The organism is Mesorhizobium sp. Root695 (assembly GCF_001428185.1).
Lineage (GTDB): Bacteria > Pseudomonadota > Alphaproteobacteria > Rhizobiales > Rhizobiaceae > Mesorhizobium.
The window spans coordinates 16,282-41,109 of the sequence record NZ_LMHO01000021.1; the positions used below are offsets into that span (position 1 = coordinate 16,282).

25 protein-coding genes and 1 pseudogene are annotated in these 24,828 nt (G+C 58.3%); 19 read left to right on the plus strand and 7 right to left on the minus strand.

What is annotated here, in order from left to right:
* Positions 1 to 104: 104 nt before the first annotated feature.
* Genes ASD99_RS18310 through ASD99_RS18320 form a run of 5 tightly spaced genes read left to right on the plus strand, consistent with a single transcriptional unit; the run spans position 105 to position 1,156 of the window.
* The gene (locus ASD99_RS18310) at positions 105 to 428 is read left to right on the plus strand and encodes a hypothetical protein (RefSeq protein ID WP_244497800.1); all 324 of its coding nucleotides are present in this window, start codon (positions 105 to 107) and stop codon (positions 426 to 428) included.
* 6 nt (positions 429 to 434) lie between these two features.
* Positions 435 to 596: a DUF6894 family protein gene (locus tag ASD99_RS35485; protein ID WP_413813940.1), complete on the plus strand. Its 162-nt coding sequence runs from the start codon at positions 435 to 437 to the stop codon at positions 594 to 596.
* Positions 577 to 762, plus strand: coding sequence for a hypothetical protein (locus ASD99_RS33915; RefSeq protein ID WP_082583339.1), 186 nt, complete (start codon positions 577 to 579; stop codon positions 760 to 762). Before ASD99_RS35485 ends, ASD99_RS33915 begins: the two co-directional genes overlap by 20 nt.
* Positions 759 to 944 (plus strand): DUF3606 domain-containing protein, encoded by a 186-nt coding sequence (locus tag ASD99_RS18315; RefSeq protein ID WP_057144498.1) that lies wholly within the window; start codon positions 759 to 761, stop codon positions 942 to 944. Before ASD99_RS33915 ends, ASD99_RS18315 begins: the two co-directional genes overlap by 4 nt.
* Positions 941 to 1,156, plus strand: coding sequence for a hypothetical protein (locus ASD99_RS18320; RefSeq protein WP_057144499.1), 216 nt, complete (start codon positions 941 to 943; stop codon positions 1,154 to 1,156). The genes ASD99_RS18315 and ASD99_RS18320 overlap by 4 nt, the downstream gene beginning before the upstream one ends.
* A 745-nt stretch (positions 1,157 to 1,901) precedes the next feature.
* Here the strand turns inward: ASD99_RS18320 and ASD99_RS33460 are convergent.
* Together ASD99_RS33460 and ASD99_RS18335 are read right to left on the minus strand one after the other, a co-directional pair.
* On the minus strand, positions 1,902 to 2,456 hold the full coding sequence (locus tag ASD99_RS33460; protein WP_156389019.1) for a hypothetical protein: 555 nt from the start codon (positions 2,454 to 2,456) through the stop codon (positions 1,902 to 1,904).
* Positions 2,457 to 2,669: 213 nt separating this feature from the next.
* Positions 2,670 to 3,953 carry an NRAMP family divalent metal transporter gene (locus ASD99_RS18335; protein WP_057144502.1) on the minus strand — a complete coding sequence of 428 codons (1,284 nt, stop codon included), beginning with the start codon at positions 3,951 to 3,953 and terminating at the stop codon, positions 2,670 to 2,672.
* Positions 3,954 to 4,555: 602 nt separating this feature from the next.
* Here ASD99_RS18335 and ASD99_RS34800 point away from each other — a divergent pair.
* The 3 genes and pseudogenes from ASD99_RS34800 to ASD99_RS18345 form a co-directional block, all read left to right on the plus strand.
* Positions 4,556 to 4,857, plus strand: a pseudogene (locus tag ASD99_RS34800) (low affinity iron permease family protein); the annotation flags it as partial.
* 86 nt (positions 4,858 to 4,943) lie between these two features.
* Positions 4,944 to 5,207, plus strand: a complete 264-nt coding sequence (locus ASD99_RS18340) for a hypothetical protein (RefSeq protein ID WP_320410774.1) — start codon at positions 4,944 to 4,946, stop codon at positions 5,205 to 5,207.
* A 32-nt stretch (positions 5,208 to 5,239) separates the two neighbouring features.
* Complete coding sequence (locus ASD99_RS18345) at positions 5,240 to 5,902, plus strand: response regulator (protein WP_057144504.1); 663 nt, start codon at positions 5,240 to 5,242, stop codon at positions 5,900 to 5,902.
* 285 nt (positions 5,903 to 6,187) lie between these two features.
* Here ASD99_RS18345 and ASD99_RS18350 read toward each other — a convergent pair whose 3' ends face one another.
* On the minus strand, positions 6,188 to 6,688 hold the full coding sequence (locus ASD99_RS18350) for a DUF2127 domain-containing protein (RefSeq protein WP_057144505.1): 501 nt from the start codon (positions 6,686 to 6,688) through the stop codon (positions 6,188 to 6,190).
* 40 nt (positions 6,689 to 6,728) lie between these two features.
* Here ASD99_RS18350 and ASD99_RS18355 point away from each other — a divergent pair, with 40 nt between their 5' ends.
* Complete coding sequence (locus tag ASD99_RS18355) at positions 6,729 to 7,271, plus strand: phosphatase PAP2 family protein (protein WP_057144552.1); 543 nt, start codon at positions 6,729 to 6,731, stop codon at positions 7,269 to 7,271.
* A 427-nt stretch (positions 7,272 to 7,698) separates the two neighbouring features.
* On the opposite strand, the gene ASD99_RS32425 is transcribed toward ASD99_RS18355, so the two are convergent.
* Positions 7,699 to 7,923, minus strand: coding sequence for a hypothetical protein (locus ASD99_RS32425; RefSeq protein WP_082583340.1), 225 nt, complete (start codon positions 7,921 to 7,923; stop codon positions 7,699 to 7,701).
* Positions 7,924 to 8,463: 540 nt separating this feature from the next.
* Between ASD99_RS32425 and ASD99_RS32430 the strand changes: the two genes are divergently transcribed.
* On the plus strand, positions 8,464 to 8,706 hold the full coding sequence (locus ASD99_RS32430; RefSeq protein WP_156389020.1) for a DUF680 domain-containing protein: 243 nt from the start codon (positions 8,464 to 8,466) through the stop codon (positions 8,704 to 8,706).
* A gap of 63 nt (positions 8,707 to 8,769) precedes the next feature.
* Here ASD99_RS32430 and ASD99_RS18365 read toward each other — a convergent pair whose 3' ends face one another.
* Positions 8,770 to 12,882, minus strand: coding sequence for a GAF domain-containing protein (locus ASD99_RS18365; RefSeq protein ID WP_413813941.1), 4,113 nt, complete (start codon positions 12,880 to 12,882; stop codon positions 8,770 to 8,772).
* Positions 12,883 to 13,236: 354 nt separating this feature from the next.
* Between ASD99_RS18365 and ASD99_RS18370 the strand changes: the two genes are divergently transcribed.
* Entirely contained in the window at positions 13,237 to 14,637 is a 1,401-nt protein-coding gene (locus tag ASD99_RS18370) for a phospholipase D family protein (protein ID WP_057144507.1), read from the plus strand.
* Positions 14,638 to 15,000: 363 nt separating this feature from the next.
* Here the strand turns inward: ASD99_RS18370 and ASD99_RS32440 are convergent, their stop codons facing one another.
* Positions 15,001 to 15,228 (minus strand): hypothetical protein, encoded by a 228-nt coding sequence (locus ASD99_RS32440; RefSeq protein WP_164482299.1) that lies wholly within the window; start codon positions 15,226 to 15,228, stop codon positions 15,001 to 15,003.
* A 107-nt stretch (positions 15,229 to 15,335) separates the two neighbouring features.
* Here ASD99_RS32440 and ASD99_RS18375 point away from each other — a divergent pair, with 107 nt between their 5' ends.
* The 6 genes from ASD99_RS18375 to ASD99_RS18400 all read left to right on the plus strand — a co-directional run bounded on the left by ASD99_RS18375 (position 15,336) and on the right by ASD99_RS18400 (position 20,130).
* A complete protein-coding gene (locus tag ASD99_RS18375; protein WP_200951010.1) occupies positions 15,336 to 15,530 on the plus strand; it encodes a hypothetical protein in 195 nt (64 codons plus the stop codon).
* 418 nt (positions 15,531 to 15,948) lie between these two features.
* Positions 15,949 to 16,467 carry a hypothetical protein gene (locus tag ASD99_RS18380; protein WP_057144508.1) on the plus strand — a complete coding sequence of 173 codons (519 nt, stop codon included), beginning with the start codon at positions 15,949 to 15,951 and terminating at the stop codon, positions 16,465 to 16,467.
* A 14-nt stretch (positions 16,468 to 16,481) separates the two neighbouring features.
* The gene (locus ASD99_RS18385; RefSeq protein WP_057144509.1) at positions 16,482 to 16,895 is read left to right on the plus strand and encodes a phage holin family protein; all 414 of its coding nucleotides are present in this window, start codon (positions 16,482 to 16,484) and stop codon (positions 16,893 to 16,895) included.
* On the plus strand, positions 16,876 to 17,538 hold the full coding sequence (locus ASD99_RS18390; RefSeq protein WP_057144510.1) for a hypothetical protein: 663 nt from the start codon (positions 16,876 to 16,878) through the stop codon (positions 17,536 to 17,538). Before ASD99_RS18385 ends, ASD99_RS18390 begins: the two co-directional genes overlap by 20 nt.
* A 194-nt stretch (positions 17,539 to 17,732) precedes the next feature.
* Positions 17,733 to 18,752 carry a YihY/virulence factor BrkB family protein gene (locus tag ASD99_RS18395; RefSeq protein ID WP_057144513.1) on the plus strand — a complete coding sequence of 340 codons (1,020 nt, stop codon included), beginning with the start codon at positions 17,733 to 17,735 and terminating at the stop codon, positions 18,750 to 18,752.
* 1,018 nt (positions 18,753 to 19,770) lie between these two features.
* Positions 19,771 to 20,130 (plus strand): YciI family protein, encoded by a 360-nt coding sequence (locus ASD99_RS18400; protein ID WP_057144554.1) that lies wholly within the window; start codon positions 19,771 to 19,773, stop codon positions 20,128 to 20,130.
* Positions 20,131 to 20,355: 225 nt separating this feature from the next.
* Here the strand turns inward: ASD99_RS18400 and ASD99_RS18405 are convergent, their stop codons facing one another.
* Positions 20,356 to 20,763 carry a hypothetical protein gene (locus tag ASD99_RS18405; protein WP_057144515.1) on the minus strand — a complete coding sequence of 136 codons (408 nt, stop codon included), beginning with the start codon at positions 20,761 to 20,763 and terminating at the stop codon, positions 20,356 to 20,358.
* 1,458 nt (positions 20,764 to 22,221) lie between these two features.
* Here ASD99_RS18405 and ASD99_RS18410 point away from each other — a divergent pair.
* Positions 22,222 to 22,425, plus strand: coding sequence for a hypothetical protein (locus ASD99_RS18410; protein ID WP_057144516.1), 204 nt, complete (start codon positions 22,222 to 22,224; stop codon positions 22,423 to 22,425).
* A 390-nt stretch (positions 22,426 to 22,815) separates the two neighbouring features.
* The gene (locus ASD99_RS18415; RefSeq protein WP_057144517.1) at positions 22,816 to 24,798 is read left to right on the plus strand and encodes an ABC transporter ATP-binding protein/permease; all 1,983 of its coding nucleotides are present in this window, start codon (positions 22,816 to 22,818) and stop codon (positions 24,796 to 24,798) included.
* Positions 24,799 to 24,828 lie beyond the last annotated feature (30 nt).

A 24,828-nucleotide genomic window follows, 5' to 3' on the forward strand; every position in this document is an offset into this window, starting at 1 on the left:
CTGCAAAGTCCCCTGTCTTCGCAGTTCCGGAGCCCCGGCAGTGGATAGCCGGGGCTCATTCTCCCTTGCAATGCGTTGAATGTCCTCGTCACAAGAGAATGAAAATGGAAGTCGTTGATACACGGGTTGTTCAGGGCGGCAATTCTCACCTGGTGGAATTCCAGGGTGAAGGTGGAGAGCAGGTTCGCGTGACTCTCGCGTCCGGCACTTATCCAATCTCAGACCAAGAATTGATCGAGTCGGCCAAGGCTATGCTGGTGCAGGTCGCTACGTTTGGCACCGACCTGCAGACGTCACAGCCTTCCGCTGCCGACGGCCCGCCAGATGCGCAGCCCGTCGATGCGGACAGCTACACACTCGAATATCAAGACGATGGCCAGGTCCGCCAGATGGCTGACATTCGTCTTCCTCACCTCGGAGCGGTCTAAGAGGAGGTGCGCAGATCGGCTGAAGATCTTTGGCGCGATGCTCTCAGCAACAACCGCGCACCGACTGGTTGGGCTGTTCGAGCCCGTGACGCCCAGGGCACGGTCGTCGCCTCGATTGACTACTCCGAGCTGCAAAAGCTGAGTGTCGATGACGCAGCGGGAGGCTGAGATGGGGTTTTTCTCGAAGCTCTTTCGCAAGAAACCCGCTGCCGATGAGTCTGGTGAGATGCGCAAAAAAACAGGCGCTGGCCCGGCGATAGCAGCACATTCAAAGGACGCAAAAACCAACGCGCCCACAGGACAAAACGCAGCAGCCGCAAGGAAAAAGAAATGACCGATGACAAGAATAAGCTCGGCTATCAGGATCGTTCCCGGGTGAGCGGCGACGAGGAGTATGAGGTCGGATATTTTGCCAGCAAGTTCGGCCTTTCCATCCCGCAGGTCCGAGAGCTAATCGCCAAGCACGGCAATGACCGCGAAACGTTGGAGCGTGAGGCAAAGGCTCTGGGTCGATGACGAAGCTATCAGATCTCGGTCCTCCCATGCCCGGCATGCCGCACGGCAAAGGGAAAGAAAATGGTCAAGACTATTTCTACTCTTGCGCAACGTGTGGCCAGAAGGTGGACATGCGTGATTTCCGCCAGGTGATGTGGCACGAAAAGCCAGATCATGAACCGCTGGAGCCAGAGCCCGACGCGACGGTCATCGAGTTTACGGGGAAGAAATAAGGCCCGCCGCCCCATTCACGGCAGCGACGGGACGACCGGGGCTCTGGTACCGGGCATGCAACGCTACCTAGGGAAGGGACGCTGCGTTATTCCAAACTTGAGCGCTGATTTCGCGGTTCCTCACGAATTGAAGGCCCAGCCGACGCGAGGGGGCTTAAAGCAATTGCGTCTTTAACCCCGGCGACCAAATTCGGCGGCCAGCCACAAGCCGGACGCCATGAATAGCCCGAACACGATCGCAAATATGACCGCGCTTCGCCATACCATAATCGTCACAGAAAAGCCCGCCACTGACGAAGCAGTGACGGGCCTTTATTTTGAGCTCGGTCGAGGGGACGTCCGAGCATACGAGGAACTTCAGGGACGCAAATTGGTTCCAGACAACTGTTTCGCAATGGCGGCGCTTGCGGACGCGGGCGTCATGCCTTCTTCGCCGTCCGGCCTACTATGCCCCAGCCAATCATCTCCCGCCATCCTGCGGGCCCTTAGCTATGACGCGAACGAATTCCGGGCTGTCAAGCTCGCACGGAGGATCTGGTTGCGACACCGTTCTAAGCCCAGGATCATTCCGTTCACAAGTGGTCGCGGGGCGTGCTCGGCTGCCAACTGTTTGTGAACAGTAAAGTTTGTAGCCAGGCGACCGCATCGCTGCTGGCAGGATGCGATCATGACGCGTCGTCCAAGTAGCCACAATGTTAACACGAGCGGCACACCGGCCGGTCGGCCTTTGACCCAAAGCAGACACTCAACTCAGTTGACCGGTGTCATCACCATCCAGGAGTGCCTGGCGTTCTCGCGAGAAAGACCAGACAATTGCCTCGTCTGCCTCCAGTACCCAGATGCTGTCGAAATCATCGTCTTGCCATGATTGCGGCGCGATTCCGATGCCCCCGACAAGCGCAGCTGCCAGGGCAGGAATAGACTCGTGTTGCCAGCTAACCAACACCGGCGACTGAGCTATTCGGATGGCGTCCGCCGCTAACTGCTCTTGGCCCTTTGAATGAGTGACATCCGGCTCGAGACCAAGGCGCCTTGCCAGTGGAGTGATTGTTTGGCTAGGCCGCTTGCTGCGAGTGCCGGAATCATCTCTTTTGATCGTGCCCGACGCAACAATTGATGCTGGTCTGCCTAGAGGCAGAGGTGGCTCCAAAAAAAATCGGCAAAGACCTCCTGCGCGTTGCCAGCCGCGCACGGTCAATGACGAGGGATCACTTTCGCCCTGTTCGGTAACTCCGAAGTCCGGACCACCTAGGGTCGGCTTTTCGGCATGACGAATGATCATTACAAGCTTCTTTGGCATCGTTTTCGCCTGCCTAAGGTTAGCATTGGACCAGTCGGCTATTCTCTATTGGCTAGTTTCGTCGTGTCACCAAGTATCGCGGGCATCTGCCAACCGTCCTAAGCGCTCCAAAAAGCCGAGCACAGTCAGCTAAGCCAGCCAATCCACCCAGTAGATGATTTTCGGTGTGAGTGCGGCGCATCAGAAACCCGTTCTATCGTTCGCAAGCCCATATTACCACGTCGCAAACAGGCCAACGGCGGCCACGGCCATGACCGAGGTGGCAAGCCAGCCGACAATTCTGAGCCCTGTCGGCAGCTGAAAGTCTCCCATTGCCGCGCGCTTGCCCGAGAGATGCATCATCATACCCATGACTGGCACGGCCACAACGCCATTGATAACCGCGCTCCAGAACAGAGCCTTTATCGGATCGATCGGGGTAAAATTAAGGGCCACCCCGACCATGGTCGCCAAAGCGATCGTGGTGTAGAAGGCTTTAGCCCGGTGCGGTTTTTTGGCTAATCCCACGTTCCAGCCGAGCGTCTCTCCCAACGCATAGGCGGACGATCCGGCGAGCACGGGCAAGGCCAGCAAGCCTGTGCCAATAATTCCAAGCGCAAAGACGAAGAACGCAAACTGGCCGGCGATCGGACGAAGCGCTTCGGCCGCCTGCGATGAGGTCTGAATGTCGGTCACACCGTTGGCATTGAGCGTGGCCGCCGTTGTCACGATTATGAAAAGGGCCACAGCGTTGGAGATGGCCATGCCGAAGTAGGTATCGATGCGGATGCGTGTCAGTTCTTCCGGTGCCTGTTTGGGAGCGACTTTGAGCGGCGATGCCTCCTTGCGCTCCTTGACCTCCTCTACCTCCTGTCCGGCTTGCCAAAAGAAAAGATAAGGGCTGATCGTCGTCCCAAGAATGGCGACGACAGAAGTTATATATTGGCCATTGAAGCTAATGTGGGGAACAATCAGGTTGTAGCCGACCGTCGCCCAGGGGACTTTCGCCACGAAGGCCACCGCGACATACGCCAGAAGTGACAGCGTCAGCCACTTCAGTACAGACACATAGCGGGAGTAACGGGAAAAGATTTCAAGCAGGACGGTCACGATGCCAAACGCGGCAACGTAAAGCAGCTGCGGCCCGCCAATAATTAGTTTTAGCGCAGCTCCCATTGCTCCCAGGTCGGCGCCGATGTTGATGATATTGGCGACCATGAGCAACGAAACGATGGAAATTCCAACGCTGGCCGGATAGTGCTTTCGCAGATTGCCCGCGATACCTCGACCGGTGACACGGCCGATCCTGGCGCTGATCTCCTGTATGGCGCACATCAGAGGCCAGCTGAACAACATGACCCAGCCCATGCCGTAACCAAACTGGGCACCGACCTGGGAATAGGTCGCAATGCCGCTTGGATCGTCGTCAGAGGCTCCCGTGATCAGGCCGGGTCCAAGGATGCTAAGCAGTCGCGGCTTGGATGGCCCGACAACCGGATTTGCTGCTTTTGCGTCCACGCTTAAACCCCGCTCAATGTAAAATCCGGCAACTAACGTCCGGATTGCTAAAAGGTCCCGATCTAAGATCGGATGCAGTAATATTTACAGACTACGAGCGCCGATCCTGCGCACAGGAGGCTTGCGCCGACTGCGAAGACAGTCGTTTGAAGAGGTGGCGAGCGTTATTGTGGCCACAAAGAAAGTTGATCTAACTGTTGCTCACCCAAACCAGCCAAACGTAAGGCTAACCGTCAACACCGCGACCAGGATTGAGAGCGGCACAGCGACGAACAGCGCTGCCTCTAAGAATCGTGTTTCTTTGTCACTGAACATTAGGCTCGCCTTATCCGTCCTTCGTTGAACGCTAGGAAGCCGCAAACCCCAGTTCTGTTCCGTGCGCCTACCTTACAAATTAGTATGAATGGTATGGCCGCCCCCTTGAACAGGTGATGGAAGGGGTTGGCTGCCAGGTTTTGACAAGTAGTCGAGAGAAGCCTTAATTCAGCTACGGCCCCGCTCCCATGAATGGTTCGCCCAAATGGCGGAAATGCTCTCTAAAGTCTCAATAGGGCGATCAATTAGTATCGCCGCACTGATCGCCCTTTCACTGAGGCCAGGATATGAACCGCCACCTTTTTATGGGGGCCGATTTTCTGGCTCGCCCACCAGGATTCTACGTCATGACGATTGCCATGGTGTTGTGCACTGCATTGGTGCCCTACGGGCTGACCTACGCCTGTCGGTCGCGGCAATCGTGATCACCGGGGTGGTTCTCATACCGAGCTATCGCGACACCGCTGCCATTCACGCCAAACTCGATGAGATTATCGTTTCACTGGAAGAAACTCGAAACGACGTTGTCGGGCTCGAGCATGCCGAGCCAGAAGAAATCCGAGATCGCTTGTGGAAGCGGGTCCAGGAGCGTGCTGGGCCGGCCCCAAAGGGGATGAAGCGGCTGGCAACCCAATGGGTCAAGCCAGGGATCATCGGTCGGGTAGAGCACTTTGCGTGGCGAAGAGGATCTGCGGCACGCTTCGCTGCAGGACTTCCGGGAGGATATCGATGCCAATACGGACAAAGGCGAATGAAGCCGGCATTTTCGATCCATCAGAGTTGGCTTTGCTCGGCAGGGTCTTTGAGCATTTGAAGCTTGAAGACCAATCGCCGGAAGCGCGAGATGCCATCGCCTCCCGGATCATCGCCAACTACATGGCCGGTATCAAACACGAGGCCGAACTTGTCTCGCTTTCAAAGCAGCCATTGGGACGTTAGAGGGAGTAGACAATGGCGGCCGAGGAGCAAGGATGACTGCACCCATTCGTATCGCCATTGTCGACGACCATCCGCTTTTTCGCGATGGCGTAACGCGCAGCCTGTCGGAGATCGGAGGCTTCCAGATCGTCGGCGAAGGTGCGACGGCGCAGGACGCCGAACGCATCGCCTCGACGGTGCGGCCCGACCTATTGCTGCTCGACATCTCCCTGCCGGGCGGAGGCCTGGCCGCGGTCGCAACCATCCTTGCCGACCATCCCACCCAGAAGATCGTCATGCTGACCGTTTCGGAGGCCAATGCCGATGTAACCAAGGCTCTGAACGCTGGGGTGCACGGCTATATCCTGAAGGGTGTCGGATCGCGCGCGCTCGCCGACATCCTGCGCAACGTGGCAGCCGGCGAGCGCTATCTTACGCCCGCCCTGTCGGCCCGGCTGCTTTCCGATCTCCAATCCCCGCAGCCGGCCAACGGCGTGGCGGGCCGGCTGCGTCAACTGACCGAACGACAGACGGAAATCCTGCGGCTGGTGGCAGAGGGCCTCACCAACAAGGAGGTCGCCCTGCGCCTGGATTTGCATGAGAAGACCGTCAAGCATCACATGACCGGGGTGCTGTCAAAACTCAGTGTGCGAAACCGCACCGAGGCGGCTCTCACGATGCGCGAGTTTCGCGAACGGGACAGGAACTCTTTTTAAGGTGGCGCTCGAAATCGCCAGCTAATTCGCACTTTTGCCTGGAACCATCGCGCTGGCAGAGAAGACCGGCCGGCACCTCGTCTTGGAGCACAACGCGCTACCGGCCAGACGAACGCCACCGCATTGCACATATGTCCGGTTCGGACTGACCAGGTTACGGCGTGACCGCCACTCCTTACGAATCAGTAAGTCGCGTGCACGATCGCGGTCCACTATGGCTGTCCCGGAGCAGCGAACCATAGCCGCCCATTCGCTGCTCTTGGGGTGTAAGCCCACAGCCCGCTGCTACCCCCCAAGAGTCCCGGCAGCGGGCTGGTTCTCCCGCATGATGCGCCATTCGTGCCAGATCAAGACCATCACGATCGCGTCGAACAGGGTCAGGACCAGGAGACCAGCAGAAGACGTGTAGGTGTAGCGATAGACCTGGTAGACTATGAACGCTCCCAATGCGACGAGCGAAGCCGGATACGACCAGAGCTTTCCCCGCAGAAGCCCGACGACCAACAGCAGCTTTATCAGCCCATGGCTAAGCAGGTAGAAGGCATAGAATTCCTTACTGGCGATCGAAAAATGGCTTGCAGCCTGCGACAGGTAGCCAGCTATCAAATCGTTCGGATCTTCGATCAGTTCATCTTGGGTGAAGGCCTTGACCCACGAGACAATGGTGTCTGTGGTTGCGAGATAAAGCAGGACGCCGCCAAAACATTCGATCAGAGCGTGCGCACCCTTGAGCCACACACTGACTTCAAAAATCTGATGGATGCGACGTTCGGCGACCGGTCTCATGGATGCACCTCGTAAGCGACAACAACGGGAGCAAGACGGAATGGATGCAACTCTCACCCGCTGGATCAACGCTGGGGCCGGGCTTCACCCGCTTCTGGATAAGGCAATGACAGGCGCCTCACAAATTGGCGTCCCGCTCATTGTGTTGGCTGTGGTTCTGCAATGGTGGGCTAAGAATGACCGCTATCATGTTCGCCACGCAGCCTTGTCGTCCGGCCTGGCGTTCTTGCTCGGTCTTGCGATCAACCAGTTCATTCTGCTGTTCGTGCATCGGATGCGGCCCTACGACGCCGGTGTGACTCACCTGTTGATTGCGCCCAGCGCGGACTGGTCGTTTCCATCTGACCTTGCGACCGCGACCACGGCGATCGTCTCCGCCTTCGCGATGCAAGCCTTGCCGCGGCGAGCCGCAGCTCTTTTCGTTGTTGCTTTCCTCGTTTGCTGGTCGAGAATTTACATCGGCACCCACTATCTCACCGACGTCGTCGGCGGTGCCATGACCGGCGTAGTTGGGGCATCAGTCACGCGATTGGTTTACCGCGAGAACTCTTGGCTGGACAATTTCGTGACGAGAATCTTTTAAAGAAGCGGATCTGCGGAAGCAGTTCCAACCCAACCTGATCCGCAGGCGACGGTTCCCGCAAATCCGACTATTCATCGGCGTGCAGCGATGCTCGCGAGATCGGCATAAATTTCGGTCCGGTCTCCGTCGTGTTTTTCGATCAAGGCCAACGTTTCCACTCGCGTCATTTGCCCGAGCTTCATTAGAAATTCGAACTCGTGCTTTGGTATCGACGCCGAGAGACGTTCGAGCTTCAGCTTTCTACTTTCACCTCTGGCAATCATGGAACGTCAGTCACCCTTTGGTCGTGGACGTGCAAGGGTGGGTAACAGAACGGTGGCGAACGCATTGGCGATAATTTCTCCAAGCTATGCAAAGAACCCACCGTCGCGACTTGCTAACGGTGGGTTGAAACCAGTTCAAACATGCAACATGCTGCTTGACAGCGTCAGCCGCCATTGGTCGGAGCAGGAGCGGCAGGCTTTGCCGGCGCTGCCGGAGCCTCCACCTTTGGAGCTTCAACTTTTACGTTGATGTCCTTTCCGCCGCCACCATCGACGTTGATGACGCCGGTGAAAATCAACAGTACAACGATAGCGATCAGTCCAAGGACAACGGCGACAGCGGTTCCACCGCCACCACCGGAGTTAACAACAGTTGGGCCATCAGCCATGGATATTCCTCTCCATTTTTCAAATGCTTACGACGGTCAACGAGGACCAAGTCTTCACGTTCCTTCATGAGGCTCAGGTCTGAGAAACAGTGCGACTTTGGTCTGGTCGGGCGCCGTGAGACCCTGCGAAGGGAATGTGGGAGGGGCTGGCTCTATCAATAGCTTGGTGGAGTCGAGGGAGCATAAGATCTCTAAAGGTTTTGTGCAGGCGGCGGGGCGGTGTCCCCTGCTGAAGATCGGGTACAAAACCTTTGATCGACCCGCGCTCTCCGCCACGAGACGCGGACTTTCAAACACGAAGGGTAACCGGCACGAACGACAAAGCCGGCTAACCTAAATCATGAGTATCAGGGAGGCCGCGCTGTTGCCGATAGACGAGCGTTGGTATCGCCTCTCAGTTACCATCCTGGAGCGTCGACGGAGGTGCGAGGACCGCTCAGCCAAGCGTCCAACGACCCTGATATTCGTTTGCGCTAATATACAAGTGACGTAGGGTCATGGTCTCGCATCTTGGGGATGCGCAAGCCATGGGGAACCACGATGAAAGTAGCTATGTTTTGCGCCGCTGCAGTGATTGCGGCGACGGGTGTCGCTGTTGCCAAGGAGAAGAAGGTGGTTGTCAGTGACGCCGCTACCCTATGCTCTATCAAACATTCGACCAAGAAGCCGGTGCCAGAGCTGGACTGCGGTTTCACCGGAACAGCCAAATTGCCCGGTGGAGCAACGCCTGCGAAACCACGTCTCGGATATGACACTGACCCGTGGATCGTAAATGGATTCTAGACGGGTTGGGCGACCAGCCGCCGGCTATAGGTGTCAGATAGCGATAACTGGCACAGCAGCAGGCTAAGTGGGATGGTCCAGGATTGACCGTACCTTTTCCGCGAGATCTTCCAGGCTGAATGGTTTGGATAACAGCTGCGTCCCCGGGTCCAGAATGCCGTTGTGGACGATGGCATTGCGTGTGTAGCCGGTGGTGTAGAGGACCTTGAGCTTCGGATTCATAATTCGCAGGATATCGACGAGTTGACGCCCTGACATTTCCGGCATGACGACGTCCGTGAACAGCAAGGACAATTGCTGGCCTGCCTCGATCAGCTTGATGGCTTCATTCGGTCCGCCGGCTTCGATAACGGTGTAGCCAAGCTCGCGCAACGCTTCGGCTGAGATCGCGCGCACCCGATCTTCGTCCTCCACGACCATGACGATCTCGGTCGGCTGGCCGCCGTCGATCGATCTTGGCCGCGTTTTGTCTGCGTCCTGTGTGGCGCTGCCGTAGAATCTGGGCAAATAGATCTTGACGGTCGTGCCTACGCTGAGCTCCGAGTAGATCTTCACATTTCCGCCGGACTGCCGCACGAAGCCGTACACTTGGCTGAGACCGAGCCCAGTTCCCTTGCCGACGCTTTTTGTTGTGTAGAAGGGGTCGAAAGCTTTGCCGACAACCTCCGCAGACATCCCGGTTCCTGTATCGGTAACGGCGATTAGCACGAACTGCCCGGCGGCGATGGCGGATTCGCGCGCGTATCGCTCGTCGACATAGGCGTTCGACGTTTCGATGGTCAGCTTGCCGCCATTCGGCATGGCATCCCGCGCATTGACCGAGAGGTTGAGTAGGGCGCTCTCCAACTGGCTGGGATCCGCTTTGACTTGCCAGAGACCGGCGCCGAATGCGGTCTCGACTGTTATTGTCTCGCCAAGTGTCCGCATCAGCAGATCAGTCATCCCGCCAATCAAGCGGTTCGCGTTGATAGGCTCGGGCTTGAGTGGTTGCTGCCGCGAGAAGGCCAGCAAACGCTGTGTCAGGGCGGCGGCGCGGTGCGCGCCGTCCATGGCGCCTTCGACAAATCGGCCCACATCTGTCTCGCCCTTTGCCAGTTTGCGCTGAAGCAGATTGAGCCCGCCGATGATGACGGCAAGCATGTTGTTGAAGTCGTGCGCGATGCCGCCCGTCAACTGGCCCACCGCCTCCATCTTCTGCACCTGACGCAACTGCTCTTCTGCTTTCGAACGCTCCGCAACTTCCTCGATCACTCGCTGTTCAAGCGTGGAATTGAGCGTTTGCAACGCGGCTTCCGCGCGTCGTCGCTCTGCAAGTTCCCGCTCGGCCGCCTGGAACAGGCGGGCGTTGTCGATCGCGGTTGCGGCGTGGCCGGCAATACCCAAAAGAGCAGTCTCGTGTTCAGGCAGAAATTTGCCGGTTTCTGCATGGCCGAAGAACAGCCCACCCAGCACCCCTCCAGAGTTGGAGACTACCGGCACGGCCAGATAGGAGCGCACAGGCAGGTGGCCTTCCGGCATGCCTTTGCGAGGGGTGTTCTTGCCGTAGCGCGGGTCTTTCAGGATGTCGTCCGATCGAACCACGGCCGTCCCGAGAAAAGTCGGTTCAAACACGGCTGTCGCGCGCGGCATCGGATAATTCTCAAAGGCCGAACGTGGGGCGCCGGACAGGGCGTAGAGCATGTAGCTGCCGCCCTGGTCGTTCAGCACGTTGTAGAAGAACGCGCCGAATTGCGCGCCCGATAGTTGCACGCCGGCATCGGTGGTGATCTGCACGATCTTGTCGAGATTAAACTCGGCGGCGACCGCCGCGCCGGTGTCGTTCATGATCTTGAGATGACGCTCGGCTTTCTTGCGATCGGAAACATCGATCACCGTGCCGATGAAACGGACGGCTTTTCTGCCCTCGAAAATCGCGTGTCCGCTTGCCGCGACCCAGCGCTCGATGCCGTCCTCCAGACCGATCGTTCGATATTCGATGTTGAACGGTTGTGGATCGTCTGGAGACAGCGCCTGTCGCACGGCCTTGTCCGCTTGGTCGCGGTCATCGGGGTGCAAGCCAGCGACAAAAGATCCTTCATAAGAAACGTCGCAATCCGACAGAATCCCAAACAAGGCCCGGCATTGCCTGTCCCATCGCAACTGGTTGGCGACAGGGTCGTAGTCCCAGGTTCCAATTGCCGCTGCCTGGGTGGCGAGGCTCAGCCTTTCCGCGGTCTCTGTCGCGCTTTGATCCGACCTCACCCTTTCGATATGCGCCCACGATCGCTCGGTGACCTCGGTGAGAAGCGCAAGCTCGTTTTGTGTCCAAGACCGTGCAACGCTGTCGTGGATCGCCATCAACGCCGTCAGGCGGCCCTCTTTGACGAGCGGCATGCAGATCGTCGCTGCAATTCCAATGTTCTGGAATGTGGCGGCTTCTTCCGGCGGCAATTCGGCGGCATTGTCGTTGATGATCAAGGGCAAGCCCTGATGGAGCCGCAGGACCGCGAGCTGGCCGAAGTCCTGCAGGCTGTAGTAGCCGACGATGCTGGATGAGCCTTGCCTGTGCCAATCGCCACGGATGGTAAAGTGGTCCTGATCGGGCTCCATATCGGCATAGGCACAGATTGCCACGCCGAGATGCTGTCCAAGCATCCTTGTGGTGATTTCAAGGATTGCGTCCGCGTCCGCGCTCTTTGCCGTTTCTTTTCCAAGCGCATCGAGGAAGCGCAGACGGCTTTCGTTCTGGCGCAGTTCCGCCTGCGCGCGCCGTCGTTCAACCGCTGTGCGGGTCCGCTCGGCCATCTCGCGAACGAACTCGATTTCTTCCTCCGACCACAACCGCGGTCTGTCGTGGTTGAGGTATAGCAGGGCGACAAAGCCACCCTTTTCAGTGATCGGCATGTTGATCAAGGATTGGGCGCTGATCGCCTTCAGCGCCTCGGCGTTGTGGCTCGTGCGCGGATCCTTCTCGGCGTCCTCGAAGACAACTGTGATGCCGCGTTTAAGGTCCTCGATATACGTGCCGTAATCACGAAAATGCAGCACGCCGGCCAGGCTCTTGATGCCGGGAGCATTCCAGTCGCGTTCGATTGAAATGGTCTCTTTCGCTAGATCGATCGTGCCATAACCAGCCCGGCTCACCTCCAATTCCCGGCCAATGATTTCGGCCACGGCGTAGGCCAGGTCATCCGGGTCCTCAATAAGCCGAACAGTCTCACCGAGTTCTGCAAACGCAGCGCTTCGTTTCCTCGCGCGGTATGTCTCGGTGACGTCGAAACCCTCGCAGAAAATTCCGGTCACGGTGCTGTTGCCGTCATAGAGCGGCGCGTAGATGAACGTCAGGTACCGGCTCTCTTCAGGGGTTTCAGGCGAGCGGCGAAAGCGAACCGGAACGCCTTGCGCCTCGAATGTCTTGCCGCTGCTGAACACTTCGTCCAGATGCTCGAAGAACCCTTGGCCTTCGAGGCTTGGAATGGCACTCCGGATTGGTCTTCCCAGCCAATCGTCGCTGTTGAACACGAGGCGATGGGCGTCATTCAGGAATTCAACCACGTGGTCGGGACCGCGCATGATGATGATGAAGCCGGGCGCCTGTTCGAACAGATTGATCTGACGTTCCGCGGCAAGCCGCTCGCGTCTTTCAGCAAGAAACTTGTCCGTTGTTTCCGTGCAGACGCCGAAGATTCCGCCCACCTTGCCGGTGTCCGACTGAATGACCGGGTTATAGGAGAACGCGAAATGCGTTTCCTCTGGAGCGCCGTGCTTGTCGATCCGGATCTCGATGTCGTCCATGTGTACGGACTGGCCTTGGAAGACCTGATCGAACATCGGGCTGATCATGTCCCAGGCCTCAGCCCAAACCTGCTGGCTGGCCAGGCCGAGAGCAGTCGGATGCTTGCGGCCGAGGATTGGAATGAAGGCGTCGTTGTAGAGCCATATGCGCTCCGCGCCCCAGACAACAAACATGGGTTGAGCAGAATTCAGGATCAGATCGACGAGGGTCTTAAGCTCTGTTGGCCATGACGAAACGGGTCCGATATGGGTCTCGCTCCACGCGCGCGACCCAATACGCCCAGCCATCTCGCCGGCGCTGCGAAATGCGGCGCTCGCCCTGTCCTGGTTGGATGCTGCCAAGATATCCCCCAATATCGAACGGGGCAAAACGACAGAACTTGATTTTGGTTGCATCGCCATATTTCAGCTGGAGCGCTTTCTTGCATCGCGGGAAGTCTCACCCCGCCCGCCCCGAACCGATGCGGCAACTTTTCGCTCAACGCACGTTGTCGGTCGGCAGCCGAGGACACGACCATGCCGATTGCGAGCAAAACCGACACTTCCAAGATCACCCAGCTGCGCACAGCACAAGGACTATGCCGATAATCCGGCCAAACGGAAATCGAAACCGGCATACAGGATGCACTTCTGACCAATTTCCATGCGCGCCCTCTAAGGCTTGGATCGGTCCGATGCAACCAGATTAACGCTGAAGTGTTCTTGCTATGATTTTGAGCAGGGGCGGCTCCAGTGCCGTTCGAGGGTACCCAATTCATGGACGTCTCCATCGCGCGAACGACGGACGACAAAATCAAAGCTGGCAAGAGCGGCTTGCTGCTCGTTTCGGACAATTATGACGCCTTCGCCGCACGCGTACTGGCGGCGAGAAGCGCGGTTCGCACCCTCGACCTCATGTACTACCTTTGGCACGACGATCACACCGGCCGTTTGCTCCTGCAGGAAGTCTTCCGGGCCGCGCAGCGGGGCGTGCGCGTGCGGTTGCTCCTCGATGACGTCAATCCGCGCAAGGACGATTCTGCGTATCTGGCGTTGAGCAGCCATCCAAACATCGAGCTGAAGTTGTTCAACCCGAGTGGCATCAGGGCGCGCGGTATCATGCGCGGCGTGGAAGTTATCCTTCGGCTTTTTGCATTGACGCGCAGGATGCACAACAAGGCATGGATCGCCGACGATACCATCGCCATCGTCGGTGGGCGCAACGTTGGCGATGCCTATTTCGATGCCGCGGAAACCAATTTCCGCGACCTTGACCTGCTGCTGCTAGGCCCCGCCGTGCAGCAGACCGCTGAGATATTCGAGGCCTTCTGGAATTGCCAGGACGCAAAAGCAATCGGTGATCTTGGTCCAGCCAGGACCGCGACCAAAGCCAATCCATTTGAAGGAAGCGATGGCGAAACCGAGTCAAAGCTTTTGAGCTTGATCGGTGATCGAGCGTCGATCGCAGAGTTCATCGCGGCCAGCAACAACGTCCATTGGGTGGAACGCGTTCGGGTGATTTCCGACCCTCCAGAGAAGGTTCGTGGCTGGAGACGTCGCGGTTGGCTGATGAAGGAGCTGCTTCCCGTCATTCAATCGGCGCGCAAGTCTCTGGAGATTGTCTCTCCATATTTCATCCCTGGCAAAAGGGGCTCCGCGATCTTGTCCGACCTCGTCGGCGACGGAGCGGATGTCACGGTCTTGACCAACTCCCTGGCAGCCACGGATGTCGCTGCGGTCCATGGGGCCTATGCAAACTACCGCAAGCGGTTGTTGCGCAAGGGCGTCAGGCTGTTCGAACTCCAGCCTTTCAGCCGGCAGACTAAAATCTCGGTCTTTGGTTCCAAGGGCGCCAGCCTACACACGAAAGCGTTCAGCGTTGACCACAGGACCGGCTTCGTCGGCTCCTTCAATTTCGATCCGCGGTCAGTGTCTTTGAACGCGGAAATGGGCGTGCTTTTCGAGGATGAGAAACTGGTCGCTGAGCTCCAGAGCCGATTCCAGGCGGAGATATCACCGGAAGCGAGCTATCGGCTCGAACTGAAAGGCAATGTTCTGCACTGGCATGGGTGCGACGAAGGCAGGGTCCAAGATTATACCCACGAGCCCGAAGCCGGTTTTTTCCGCCGCATCCTCGCAGTCCTTGTTCGTCACCTTCCGCTCGAATCCCAACTTTAGGCGGCAAATCGAACTCACTGCCCTAACGAAGCACTGCCACACGCCTGCCTGAGGGTTGGTGTAGCCGGTGTGATCGACACCGGCGGCCGCGCGTCTTTGGCGTTGAATCAGTTGGAACTGTTGGCCGCGTCGCAGGATGGGAGAGCCCTCTCCACCAGGAGATGCAAACATGGACCACAGCCACCGCCGCGTGCCTCTATCCCGCTCAGGCCAGTGCACGCTTTGGCGGATCGCGGTTCTCGTCAGGATTGGGGACAGGAAGTTCGTCCGGTAAAAGATCCGGGTCAGGCTCTCGCACGTCCGGCGTCCAAGTCGGGGCATCCATCGGCGGTTCTTTAGTTGGCTCTGGTTTGGGCGGCATGATTAGTCTCCGGGTTTTTCGCTCGGGCGCGGCGTCTTGCCTGCCACCCGCGCATCGCTTTGTCTTGCAGGGAAGGGATCTACCAGAAGGCTTTTGCTTTTAGGGGAAGCGACTGGGTTGGGTGGCACTTGACCGTCGTCGCTGTCGCTATGGGCCTTACGTTCGACCCAGGCGCCGGCTGTCTCCGGCTCCCTGACAATAGGCGCACCGAAGTTTTTGATCTTGGCCATTTCCAAATTCCCTTGCTGACCAACGACCGGCCGTAGGGAATGTTCCATCTGGAGCGGAACTTGCACAGCCGGGGCTAGTTCTCTTTGCTCACACGGAGGACCGAGAGATGTCTGGCAACGAAAACCATCGCGAAACCGGGGCAACAAAATATCCGGCAAAGACTGGCGCCGATCCTTCGGATGCCTTCTCCCAGGATGCGGCTGGCAATAAGAAGCCCAAGAACGGCATCGGACTGACGCGGCCCGTGGACGAAGTCGATGACAAGACCCATCAGTCTGACGGGCAAAACCCACCAGGCTAGGTGAAGAGCGCAGGGCCATCAACGTCGCCAATCTTCAGCTTGAGGGCCTGATGATGGCGGTCGCTTCGCTCAACAATTTCCAGGGCTTCGAAGACCTGGCTTATAAGCGACGAAATCGAACATCGCGCGGCCCTTTCGGCCAACGTGGAGCGATTAAAGTCAAACGACCGTCGAGCATGTCAGGTCCGAAGGGTCTGGCCGCCCTGATGCCATTCCCGCAGCAAATGGTCGACCGTCCATTCGCTGATCGGATCAGATCGAGAGACTGCAGTTCGACAGACGGATGGGCGAACGACCAGCCCGGCTGACTTCGGCGCCGGTCAGAGGTCGCGCAGGGGAACGAACAGGAATATTCTGCAAGGGCAGGAACCGCCGGCGATTGGCGAAGTTCACTTCCAATCAACAGGAGTGAAACATCGTGAACACGCCAGACACAAACGACTTCCCGGGAACCGGCCCATCCAACGAGAACGGATGGCAGACTGATGACAAAGGTGCGGGGAAAAGCAAGGCAGCTCTCAGCAAATTGAAGGCAAGCGCTTCCGAGACCGCGACCCACCTCAAAGGCGCTGCTGCCTCCGTATCGACTGACGCCAAGGCGTATGCTGGCTCTGTCGCTTCCGACGCCGCCGGAGCGTTCAAGGAAGCTGTCGAATCGAACAAGACCGCCGGCGCTGATGCGATCGCCAACATCGCGCACTCTGTCAAGGACGCCGCTGACGGCATTGAAAAGCAATCGCCTCAAGTCGCCGGCCTAGTGCGCAGCGCGGCTGAAGGCGTGGAACGGATTTCGACCGACATCAGAGATCGCAACGTCGGTGAGTTGTTCGACTCCGTCACGAAATTCGCGCAGCGCCAACCGGCGGCGTTCTTTGGCGTCGGGATCCTCGCCGGAGTGATGCTGACCCGTATCATGCGCAGTTCGGATCGGTCCTGAGAGAGGCTGATTAGATGGATGATGGTATCGATCGCCGACCCTTCGGCAGCATCTTCGAGGAAGCGATCGCGAAAATCGCGTCATTGGTGCGTCTGGATTTGCGTCTGCTTGAGGCGGAAATGCGGACCAAGATGTCGACCATCATGTCCTCGGGCGGATGCGTGGTTGCAGCCACCATCCTCTTTGTCTTGGGAGCTTTCGCCTTGGTCCAGTGTCTGATCCTGGCGATGATCTCTTTGGGTATCGGCGCTATGTCTTCCTGTCTGATAGTCGGCGTCATCCTGATAGGCGGAGGTTTACTTTCGCTTTACTTGGCCAAAAGAGCACTCGTTGGCTGGACCATCACACCTATCGAGACCGCGAACCAGGTCCGCAGCGATCTGGCTGCATTGAAGCAGGGGATACGCTATGGCACTACGCAACGATGAGATCAGCGAGATTATGGTGAAAAGCCGCGCTGAAAGGCAGGCCCTGTTTGGGCCTGTCGCCGAGATAAGCCGTCGCCTCCAGCCTGGTCATTTGGTCGACGTGTCCACGCGCTACGCAAAGGACAAAGTCGCCGTGGTCTTTGGAGGCGTGTCAAACGCCATAAAGGAAAACGGGGGCACGGCGGCAGCGGTCGCCTTGGGGGCCGTGGCGGTTTTTGATGCAGGCAGAAAAAGTGCCGAAGGCGGCAATGATCTCGGCAATGCTCCTGCGCCGGACTCCGAAACACGCAACGGGAGCACGCAAGCGGGTCACGTGTCCTTGCATGACGTGGAGACCCGGCGAAAGGCCATCACCAATCTGGCCCGAGCAAAGGTGCTTGCTGGTTCCGCAGGAGGACTGTTCATCGGCCACATTATCGGTCGGTCGTTCAAGCCGACCGGCACGGAGCGCGAGCTGTTCGGGAAAGCGGGGGAAGAAGTCCAGACTGCCGCTGCCGAATTTATGAGCCAGCATTCGCGTGGCGCAAAACTGGCGGCGGCGCAGGCGTTTGGATTCGCCAGATACTCCGCCGCATTGTTGGCGCTGATGGCTGCGGTCGGCGACTATTTCGATAGCTCAAAGGACTGTGGCGATCAGCCCTGAGCGAAAAGGCGGTGCGTGGAAAGCCATCTGTTCTTCAAATCGAATGCGCTCGTCGCTGTCGCCTGAAACTCATACGGCTAGCGCCTCCCGAATAGCTCCGACCCAGTTTGCAAATCAACGGGCGCCACCCGGCCGGAACATCGTAAGTTCCAGCGCATTTCTAATGGACGCCTTCACATCCTTGCGGATTCCCAATGCGACCCTCGATCAAAAAGATTTGGGACCTGGTCAAAGAGAGCGCAGTCGGGTTCGTCAACGACAATGCTCTTAGCCATGGCGCGGCCATGGCTTTCTACGCCACCACCTCGCTGGCTCCAATCCTGCTGATCGTCGTCGCTATTGCAGGCCTCGTTTTCGGTCGGGATGCTGCACAATTGGCTTTGTCTGCTCAGATTTCCGGACTGATGGGGCCAGAAAGTGCCGATCTCCTCCGGACCGCCTTGCAGAGTGCCTCAAGTAAGTTGTCCGGAACCTGGGCCGCGGTGATCGGCGTAATCACTCTGTTGGTGGCCGCATCGGGCGTTTTTGGCGAAATGCAGCAATCGCTGAACACCATATGGAAGGTTGAACCTCAGGGAAGTTCGTTGGCGCGTCTGGTCCGGGCGCGTGCGGCAAGTCTGGGTTTAGTCGCCGCGCTCGGTTTCATGTTGCTCGTGTCTCTCGTTGCCAGCGCGGCGATCTCGGCCTTGGGAAACATCATCAACGCTCAGCTGCCGTTTGGTACATTCGTCCTCGGGGTGATGAACGCCGTCTTCTCGTTTGCCCTGATCTCAGGGATGTTCGCAGCAATCTACAAAGTCCTACCCGATCGAACACTCGAATGGCGTGACGTGGGGATCGGTGCTGTCATGACCGCCGCCCTGTTTACGCTCGGGAAGTCGCTTATCGGCTGGTATATCGGCACCAGCGCGATCGCCTCCTCATATGGAGCCGCCGGTGCGCTGCTCGTCATCCTCCTATGGGTTTACTACTCATCGGAAATTTTTCTCCTCGGCGCCGAATTCACGCGCGCCTATTCCATTCGACACGGCAGCAGGTCGGATCTGGAAGCGTTGGCTGACAGTCCTTTGTCTGCAGAACATGTACCGCTTCGGCCGGAGCAAACTTCCCCGCCCGCGGGTGTGATCACGCTGCTGGCGGTGGCGTGCGCGGGCGCAACGATGACCGCTCTTATGCTCGGTCTTCGGCGTTTCCAAGCCGACAGGGACGACTGACGTCGACTGGCCTGGGACGACCAGAGGCTCCTGCGAAACCGTATCGTCCCAGCCTGAGAATATCGCGCGATACGGGCGCTGGCGTTGATCGACACCATCGACCGTATTGCCAACCGCGTCCGGTTACGACCAACCGCTATTCCCACCACAACGCGGTCGACCAAGCTTTTTGGAGCCGCCATCGACTTGCGAGGGCTGGAGGCAAACCTCGCCAGAGCCCCGCTACGTGCGCACTGGGGGTTAAGACGCGGAATCACAATCCGATGCAGGTCAGCACGCGCCATATCGGCACCCGGCTCTTGCCTCCGCACCGTGCTCGCGGCGACTACACAAGCTGCGACCATTCGTGCCAATGGAATCGCGAAGAAAGAGGCCAAGAGCCTTGGTGGGGCTGGAGATCGCATGACGCTGGATCACGGCTATCCTGGCGATCATCGCACGGAACATTAGAAGGTTCTAAGTGTTCATTACAGTACGAGGGTAACCGGAAAAGCTCCGGCGCCAAATCCTCGGAAGCACCACTGTGCTTGAACCGCAAATTCTGAGGAGATGGACCCATGAACAGCATTATCTACATCGTCGGACTGGTGGTTGTCGTCATTGCGGTCTTGAGCTTTTTTGGCCTCAGAAGATAGGCGATAGAGGGCGCGGCGATCGGTCCAACCGATGGTCAGTCGGGCATCTGGAACCTTTTGCCCGTCGGTTTATTGGTGTGCATGTCCCTAACCGTCGAACCACCAATATTGCCAGCGGGTAATCCGGATCGGGAGGTCAATTGTGAAGTCGCCTTGGAAGCAGCTTTCGCCGTGCTGGTGACCAGTTCGGTAGCGCAAGGTTGGAGCCCGCAGGAAACGGCATCGACCCTTCTCAAAATAGCTACGGCACATGTCCTCCACGTTGAGAGCGAAGTAGAGGCTTCGGCTGAAGGCTAATCACCTGGCATGCGTCGCTGATTAGAGTTCGTCACCCTTAAATGCGCCTGGGTCTGGTCGCCCAAATAATCACGAAGGCTCAGACTGTGCGTGTCCTGGTGCTCGTTAAGGCGACTGAAGACAGCGAGAGGGGGATTCTTCCCACTACGGACGCGTTGGAGGCGATGGGCCGATACAACGACCTATTGCGCAATGCCGGAATTTTGCGAGCCGCCGACGGCCTTGAGCCCTCTTCCGAGGGCAAGCGCGTTGCGTTCGACGGTTCCGGCCGCAAGATCATCGACGGCCCATTCGCCCAGCCTCGTGAGCTGGTTGCCGGGTTCTGGCTTTGGGAAGTAAAGGATATGGACGAGGCCGTCGCTTGGGTGAAGCGATGTCCAAACCCCATGCCGGGGGCGAGCGAGGTCGAAATCCGACCACTACAAGAGTTGCCTGATCTGCGATGAGGGCGCCGGCCCCTTTGAGAGATGGCTGCACGCCTGTCGAAACCGTACGCATGAAGATCGGCAGGAAATGTGTCAAAGTCGGACTTGGGCGACACCTCAACGCCGATCGCCCCGCGTTGGCTCTAATACAGCCCAACTGCCGAATTTCGGAATTATTCTCCGCTTCAAAAGCCGGCCACCTTCACGATGGCGGGCTTCTTTACTTGGACGACGACTTCCGTCGGCTCAGCGCGTGGCAGACGAAAATTCAGACGCCAAACGCACGCTTGAGCTTGAGAAAACGACGAACGCAAACATCAACACGGCTGCAGCAACGATTAGCGAACCGAGAGCGACGATCGGCTCAAGGGCGGTATTGCCTTGCAGCATCAGATATAGTGCCGGCAGCATCACAACCAGCCCGACATTATAAAGGCCGTAGTGGATCATCGCGATTTTGCGCGCTGCCTTTGCCGGGTTAAGGGCGTAGTAGCCGCCGAAGATAGCGCTTGTGACCCAGCCGAGAAGATTGATGTGGGCATGGGCCGGAAAGGCGCCGTGGTCGCCTGAGATCGCCATCTGGAGGCCGGCCACGATCCCCAAAATGAGCCACACAATAGCTGTCTTAAAGAAAAGATCCGAAACCTTAGGCATGACGCTTCCTCCCCAAATGCTGATTCCAGCCGTCTATCTTGATGCCAATCCATCCCTTTTGCCAAGGGTAGCGTCTGCCACTGCTCGGCCTTTCCAGCCGCCTGGAAACTGTCATCAAAACCAAGATCGGCTCGCCCGCAGTCGGGTTGATCCTGCCGGCTGAAGGCGCTGGCGAAGCTCAAACCGAACTCTGCTCCGCCTGTCCAATTGAGGAGCCATTTTGCCCGAAGACCGGTATTGCGTGGCGACGGGTGCTTCCTCCTGCGCAGATCCCGCGCAAAGGCTAGATCGACCCGCCGCTGCCGTGAAACGGGCGGCGGTTTTGAGGGATATTCTTCGCTCGGCACCGAAGGCATTTCTACGGAGGCGGTCCTTGTCCTTCGGAGAAAGCCGCAACCGGGCCGTGCCGGCATTCTGTCACTGCCGGCCTTGACGAGTGTCACACCGCAATGTCGCGCGGACATGAGACGCGCGAACTTCGCCCGCAAGGGCTATCGAAGCGCAGGGGATGAGGGAAGGTGATGACGAGAGCGAGGTGGATTCTGTTGACGCTGGCTTCGCGGAAGAGGTCGCTGGCATGCATTCCTGTCACCGACCTAGGTAAGCCTTGGGCCGCTGCCCACGGTGGCTGGCTTTCTAATCCTTGTGCGGCACAATGTAACTACTGCTGACGCCGTTGCTCCCGATGCCTCGGGTGACAATAACTTTTGAGTAACCGGTTGGGAGCGAGCCAGTCACCGTCGCGTCGATTGCGGCGGCAGCGGCCGATTATTTCACCACTGGGGCCGCTTGCAAGCCTTTGCTTCAATGAAGTCCTGCACTGGTCAAGCGATGAGTACACTGCCTGAGGCGTACCAATTGGTTTGCAGACGAAAGGCTCGCTCGGCTTGCACGAAAGCAAGATCATCACTGCAGCAGTTGCCGGGTCCATAGGAAGCTCCCGTGTCGGACAGGGCTTCAACGCCGAAGGGAGGACTTTGTTTCCTTCGCGAGGAGCCATCGAGCGGCGGTCCAGTTTCGGGCGTGGGGGAAGCAGACATGATAAAGTCAGAGAAGCGCCGCCGAAGCGAGACCCGAAGAATACGCCTGTCCATCGACTCAAAAACACCCGCACCGCCAGAGCCCCGCGCGGGATCCAAACGCTGGGTGATCTTTCAGCTGAGTCGGCCAGCGTTGGCCGCGCCTATGCAGCCTTCCCGCGACGAATTCCATCACAGGAGCCCGACCCCGGACCCGCGCGGAATGCCGAAGCGGCCAAGAACGCGCAGCAGCATCGACCCCTATCTGTACATCAACCAGATCAACGCGGGATTTCAAATAGCGTGTCCGGAAATCGGCCGGCGCCGGCATTGATCGCTTTGTCTTCCATTTGTGCGACCTGGCCTTTCTTTTGCCACTAGCAAAACGTTTATCGACTTCGCTTGCATGATTGCAGGCCGAAGGGCGCAGGAATTTCCTATGGCTTCTACCGCAGTGTTGATCTGGTATCTGGTGATCTCTGGCCCCCAAGGTGGCCTGGTCGTGCTGCCCAGCACCTTCGACAAGCGGGAACAATGCACCGCCGCCATCACAGAATATCAGAAACAACCGACACCGGCAGGCTGGTCCTTGCAGTGCGTGCCCAGCGCATCGCCTTTCACCGACAATGGCTCTGCAGAATAAAAGGAACGTCCCGGTCCTCCTCGACACGGCTTTATTAATGCCCCCGGAACCCTGCATAGCGGCTTTCACCAAATGGTCCGGAACCTTTAAGCAGTGAGAATGTTCGGTCGACTATGCCGGACAACGCATCTCATGAGCGAGAGCAGCGCGCGACGAGAAGGCTCCTAAGATGGAGTATCGCTATCGTCGCAACGCTCTTCGTCGTTCTGCTGGCCATCTTCCAACTCGTTCCAACTTGACAGTGTCCCGGTGCCGTACACGGGTCCTCCTTCAGGGCTAGAGACGGATAAACGTTACGCGATGCCGGCTGGATAGCTGTGCAACGCTGTTTGCAAGAACCATCTTTTCGGCGTCACGAAACCTTCTGACTGCTAACGCGTTGTCGGCCGAATGTCCCAAGCCATATCCAAGCCGAAAACGGCTAAGAACGCCAACCCACGCGGCACCCAGAAGTCGCGTCAGCGAGAGTCGATTGCCGTTGAAGGCGCTTCCGATGTCGTGGGAGAGGCCCCGCTACCCCCACCGGAAGCCATAGAACCCAAACCGGAATGGACGCCCGAGCAGGTCGAGCAGGCGCGCAGGAAATATCTGCTGAAGCGCTTCTGGATCAGCGCGCGCGCCTACTGGAGCCGCAATGGCGACAGGCTTGCCTGGCCATTCACAATTGCACTCTTGGCGATGATCGGCATTAATGTTGGCTTCCAGTATGGCATCAATGTCTGGAACCGAGCGATTTTCGACGCCATTGAAAAGCGCGATGCCCACACCGTCTATTTTCTCAGCATCGTTTTTCTGCCGCTCGTAGCCGGAAACGCAGGTCTTGTTGTTGCTCAGGTATTCGTTCGCATGACCATGCAGCGCCGCTGGCGCTCCTGGCTGACCACTTCGGTCATCGGGCGCTGGCTGACCAACGGGCGCTATTATCAATTGAACCTTGTCAGCGGTGACCACCAGAACCCCGAAGCCCGCATAGCCGAGGACTTGCGGATTGCAACGGAGTCGCCTGTCGATTTCGTCGCTGGCGTCATTTCCGCGTTTTTGGCGGCGGCGACCTTTATTGTCGTCCTCTGGACGATCGGCGGCGCGCTGACTTTGCCGCTTGGAGGGTCGAGCATCACCATTCCCGGCTTTCTGGTCATCACCGCGGTGATCTATGCCGCCATCACTTCCACCTCGATGGTCTTCATCGGCCGTCATTTCGTCGAACTCTCCGAGGAGAAGAACCAGGCGGAAGCCGAGTTCCGTTACACGCTGACGCGGGTGCGCGAAAACGGCGAGAGCATCGCCTTGCTCGGCGGCGAGGAGGAGGAGCGCAGCGGCATCGACCGCAGGTTCGGCCATGCGCTTAAGCAATGGGCGCTCCTTACAGGCCAGCACATGCGCACGGCTTTGGTCTCGCAGGGATCAAGCCTGTTTGCGCCCGTTGTGCCCGTTCTGCTTTGCGCACCGAAATTTCTTGACGGTAGCATGTCGCTTGGACAGGTCATGCAAGCCGCGTCCGCCTTTGCCATCGTGCAAGGCGCGTTCGGATGGTTGGTCGACAACTACCCACGCCTTGCTGACTGGAACGCTTCCGCGCGCCGCATTGCCTCGCTGATGATGTCGCTCGATGGGCTCGAACGTGCGGAGCAAAGCGATGCACTCGGACGCATCAATCGAGGCAAGACGGACGGCAAATCGGTGCTCAGTCTGAATGACCTCTCCGTGTCGCTTGACGACGGCACGGCCGTGGTCGAGGAAACCGAGGTCGCGATCGGGCAGGGTGAGCGGGTGCTGGTCGCCGGCGAATCCGGTTCAGGCAAGAGCACGCTGGTGCGGGCGATCGCGGGCCTATGGCCTTGGGGCGGTGGCAGTGTCAATTTCCACCCGGACAAGCAGATGTTCATGTTGCCGCAGCGTCCCTACATCCCCTCCGGGACACTTCGCCGGGCAGCCGCCTATCCCGGTGCTGCCGACAAATGGACGGTGAAAGAGATCGGGGCCGCCCTCGACAAGGTGGGCCTAGGGCATCTGGGTGACAGGATCGAGGAGGATGCGCCTTGGGACCAGACCCTCTCGGGTGGCGAAAAGCAGCGCCTGGCATTTGCGCGTCTGCTCCTGCACGCGCCCGATATCGTTGTGCTGGATGAAGCGACCGCAGCGCTCGATGCGAAGAGTCAGGACACGATGATGGAGACCATCATCCATGAGCTGCCAAAGGTGACCATCATCAGTGTCGCGCATCGGGTCGAGTTGGAAGCCTACCACAGCCGAAAGATCACCCTTGAACGGCGCAAGGGCGGCGCAAAGCTCGTCAGCGATATTGATCTGATCCCACGCAAGGGCGGGCGGAAATTGCTTGCGAGCCTTCTCCGGCGCCGGCGTTCCGGCTGAGACGTCGTGTGGGCGCTTCCCCTGACGAGC

Bases quoted from the DNA above. Each gene is read 5' to 3' on its own strand.
- ASD99_RS18310 (WP_244497800.1), top strand. From the start codon at position 105: ATGGAAGTCGTTGATACACGGGTTGTTCAGGGCGGCAATTCTCACCTG.
- ASD99_RS33915 (WP_082583339.1), top strand. From the start codon at position 577: ATGACGCAGCGGGAGGCTGAGATGGGGTTTTTCTCGAAGCTCTTTCGC.
- ASD99_RS18315 (WP_057144498.1), top strand. From the start codon at position 759: ATGACCGATGACAAGAATAAGCTCGGCTATCAGGATCGTTCCCGGGTG.
- ASD99_RS18320 (WP_057144499.1), top strand. From the start codon at position 941: ATGACGAAGCTATCAGATCTCGGTCCTCCCATGCCCGGCATGCCGCAC.
- ASD99_RS33460 (WP_156389019.1), bottom strand. From the start codon at position 2,456: ATGCCAAAGAAGCTTGTAATGATCATTCGTCATGCCGAAAAGCCGACC.
- ASD99_RS18345 (WP_057144504.1), top strand. From the start codon at position 5,240: ATGACTGCACCCATTCGTATCGCCATTGTCGACGACCATCCGCTTTTT.
- ASD99_RS18350 (WP_057144505.1), bottom strand. From the start codon at position 6,688: ATGAGACCGGTCGCCGAACGTCGCATCCATCAGATTTTTGAAGTCAGT.
- ASD99_RS18355 (WP_057144552.1), top strand. From the start codon at position 6,729: ATGGATGCAACTCTCACCCGCTGGATCAACGCTGGGGCCGGGCTTCAC.
- ASD99_RS32425 (WP_082583340.1), bottom strand. From the start codon at position 7,923: ATGGCTGATGGCCCAACTGTTGTTAACTCCGGTGGTGGCGGTGGAACC.
- ASD99_RS32430 (WP_156389020.1), top strand. From the start codon at position 8,464: ATGAAAGTAGCTATGTTTTGCGCCGCTGCAGTGATTGCGGCGACGGGT.
- ASD99_RS18365 (WP_413813941.1), bottom strand. From the start codon at position 12,882: ATGGCGATGCAACCAAAATCAAGTTCTGTCGTTTTGCCCCGTTCGATA.
- ASD99_RS18370 (WP_057144507.1), top strand. From the start codon at position 13,237: ATGGACGTCTCCATCGCGCGAACGACGGACGACAAAATCAAAGCTGGC.
- ASD99_RS32440 (WP_164482299.1), bottom strand. From the start codon at position 15,228: ATGGCCAAGATCAAAAACTTCGGTGCGCCTATTGTCAGGGAGCCGGAG.
- ASD99_RS18375 (WP_200951010.1), top strand. From the start codon at position 15,336: ATGTCTGGCAACGAAAACCATCGCGAAACCGGGGCAACAAAATATCCG.
- ASD99_RS18385 (WP_057144509.1), top strand. From the start codon at position 16,482: ATGGATGATGGTATCGATCGCCGACCCTTCGGCAGCATCTTCGAGGAA.
- ASD99_RS18390 (WP_057144510.1), top strand. From the start codon at position 16,876: ATGGCACTACGCAACGATGAGATCAGCGAGATTATGGTGAAAAGCCGC.
- ASD99_RS18395 (WP_057144513.1), top strand. From the start codon at position 17,733: ATGCGACCCTCGATCAAAAAGATTTGGGACCTGGTCAAAGAGAGCGCA.
- ASD99_RS18405 (WP_057144515.1), bottom strand. From the start codon at position 20,763: ATGCCTAAGGTTTCGGATCTTTTCTTTAAGACAGCTATTGTGTGGCTC.
- ASD99_RS18410 (WP_057144516.1), top strand. From the start codon at position 22,222: ATGGCTTCTACCGCAGTGTTGATCTGGTATCTGGTGATCTCTGGCCCC.
- ASD99_RS18415 (WP_057144517.1), top strand. From the start codon at position 22,816: ATGTCCCAAGCCATATCCAAGCCGAAAACGGCTAAGAACGCCAACCCA.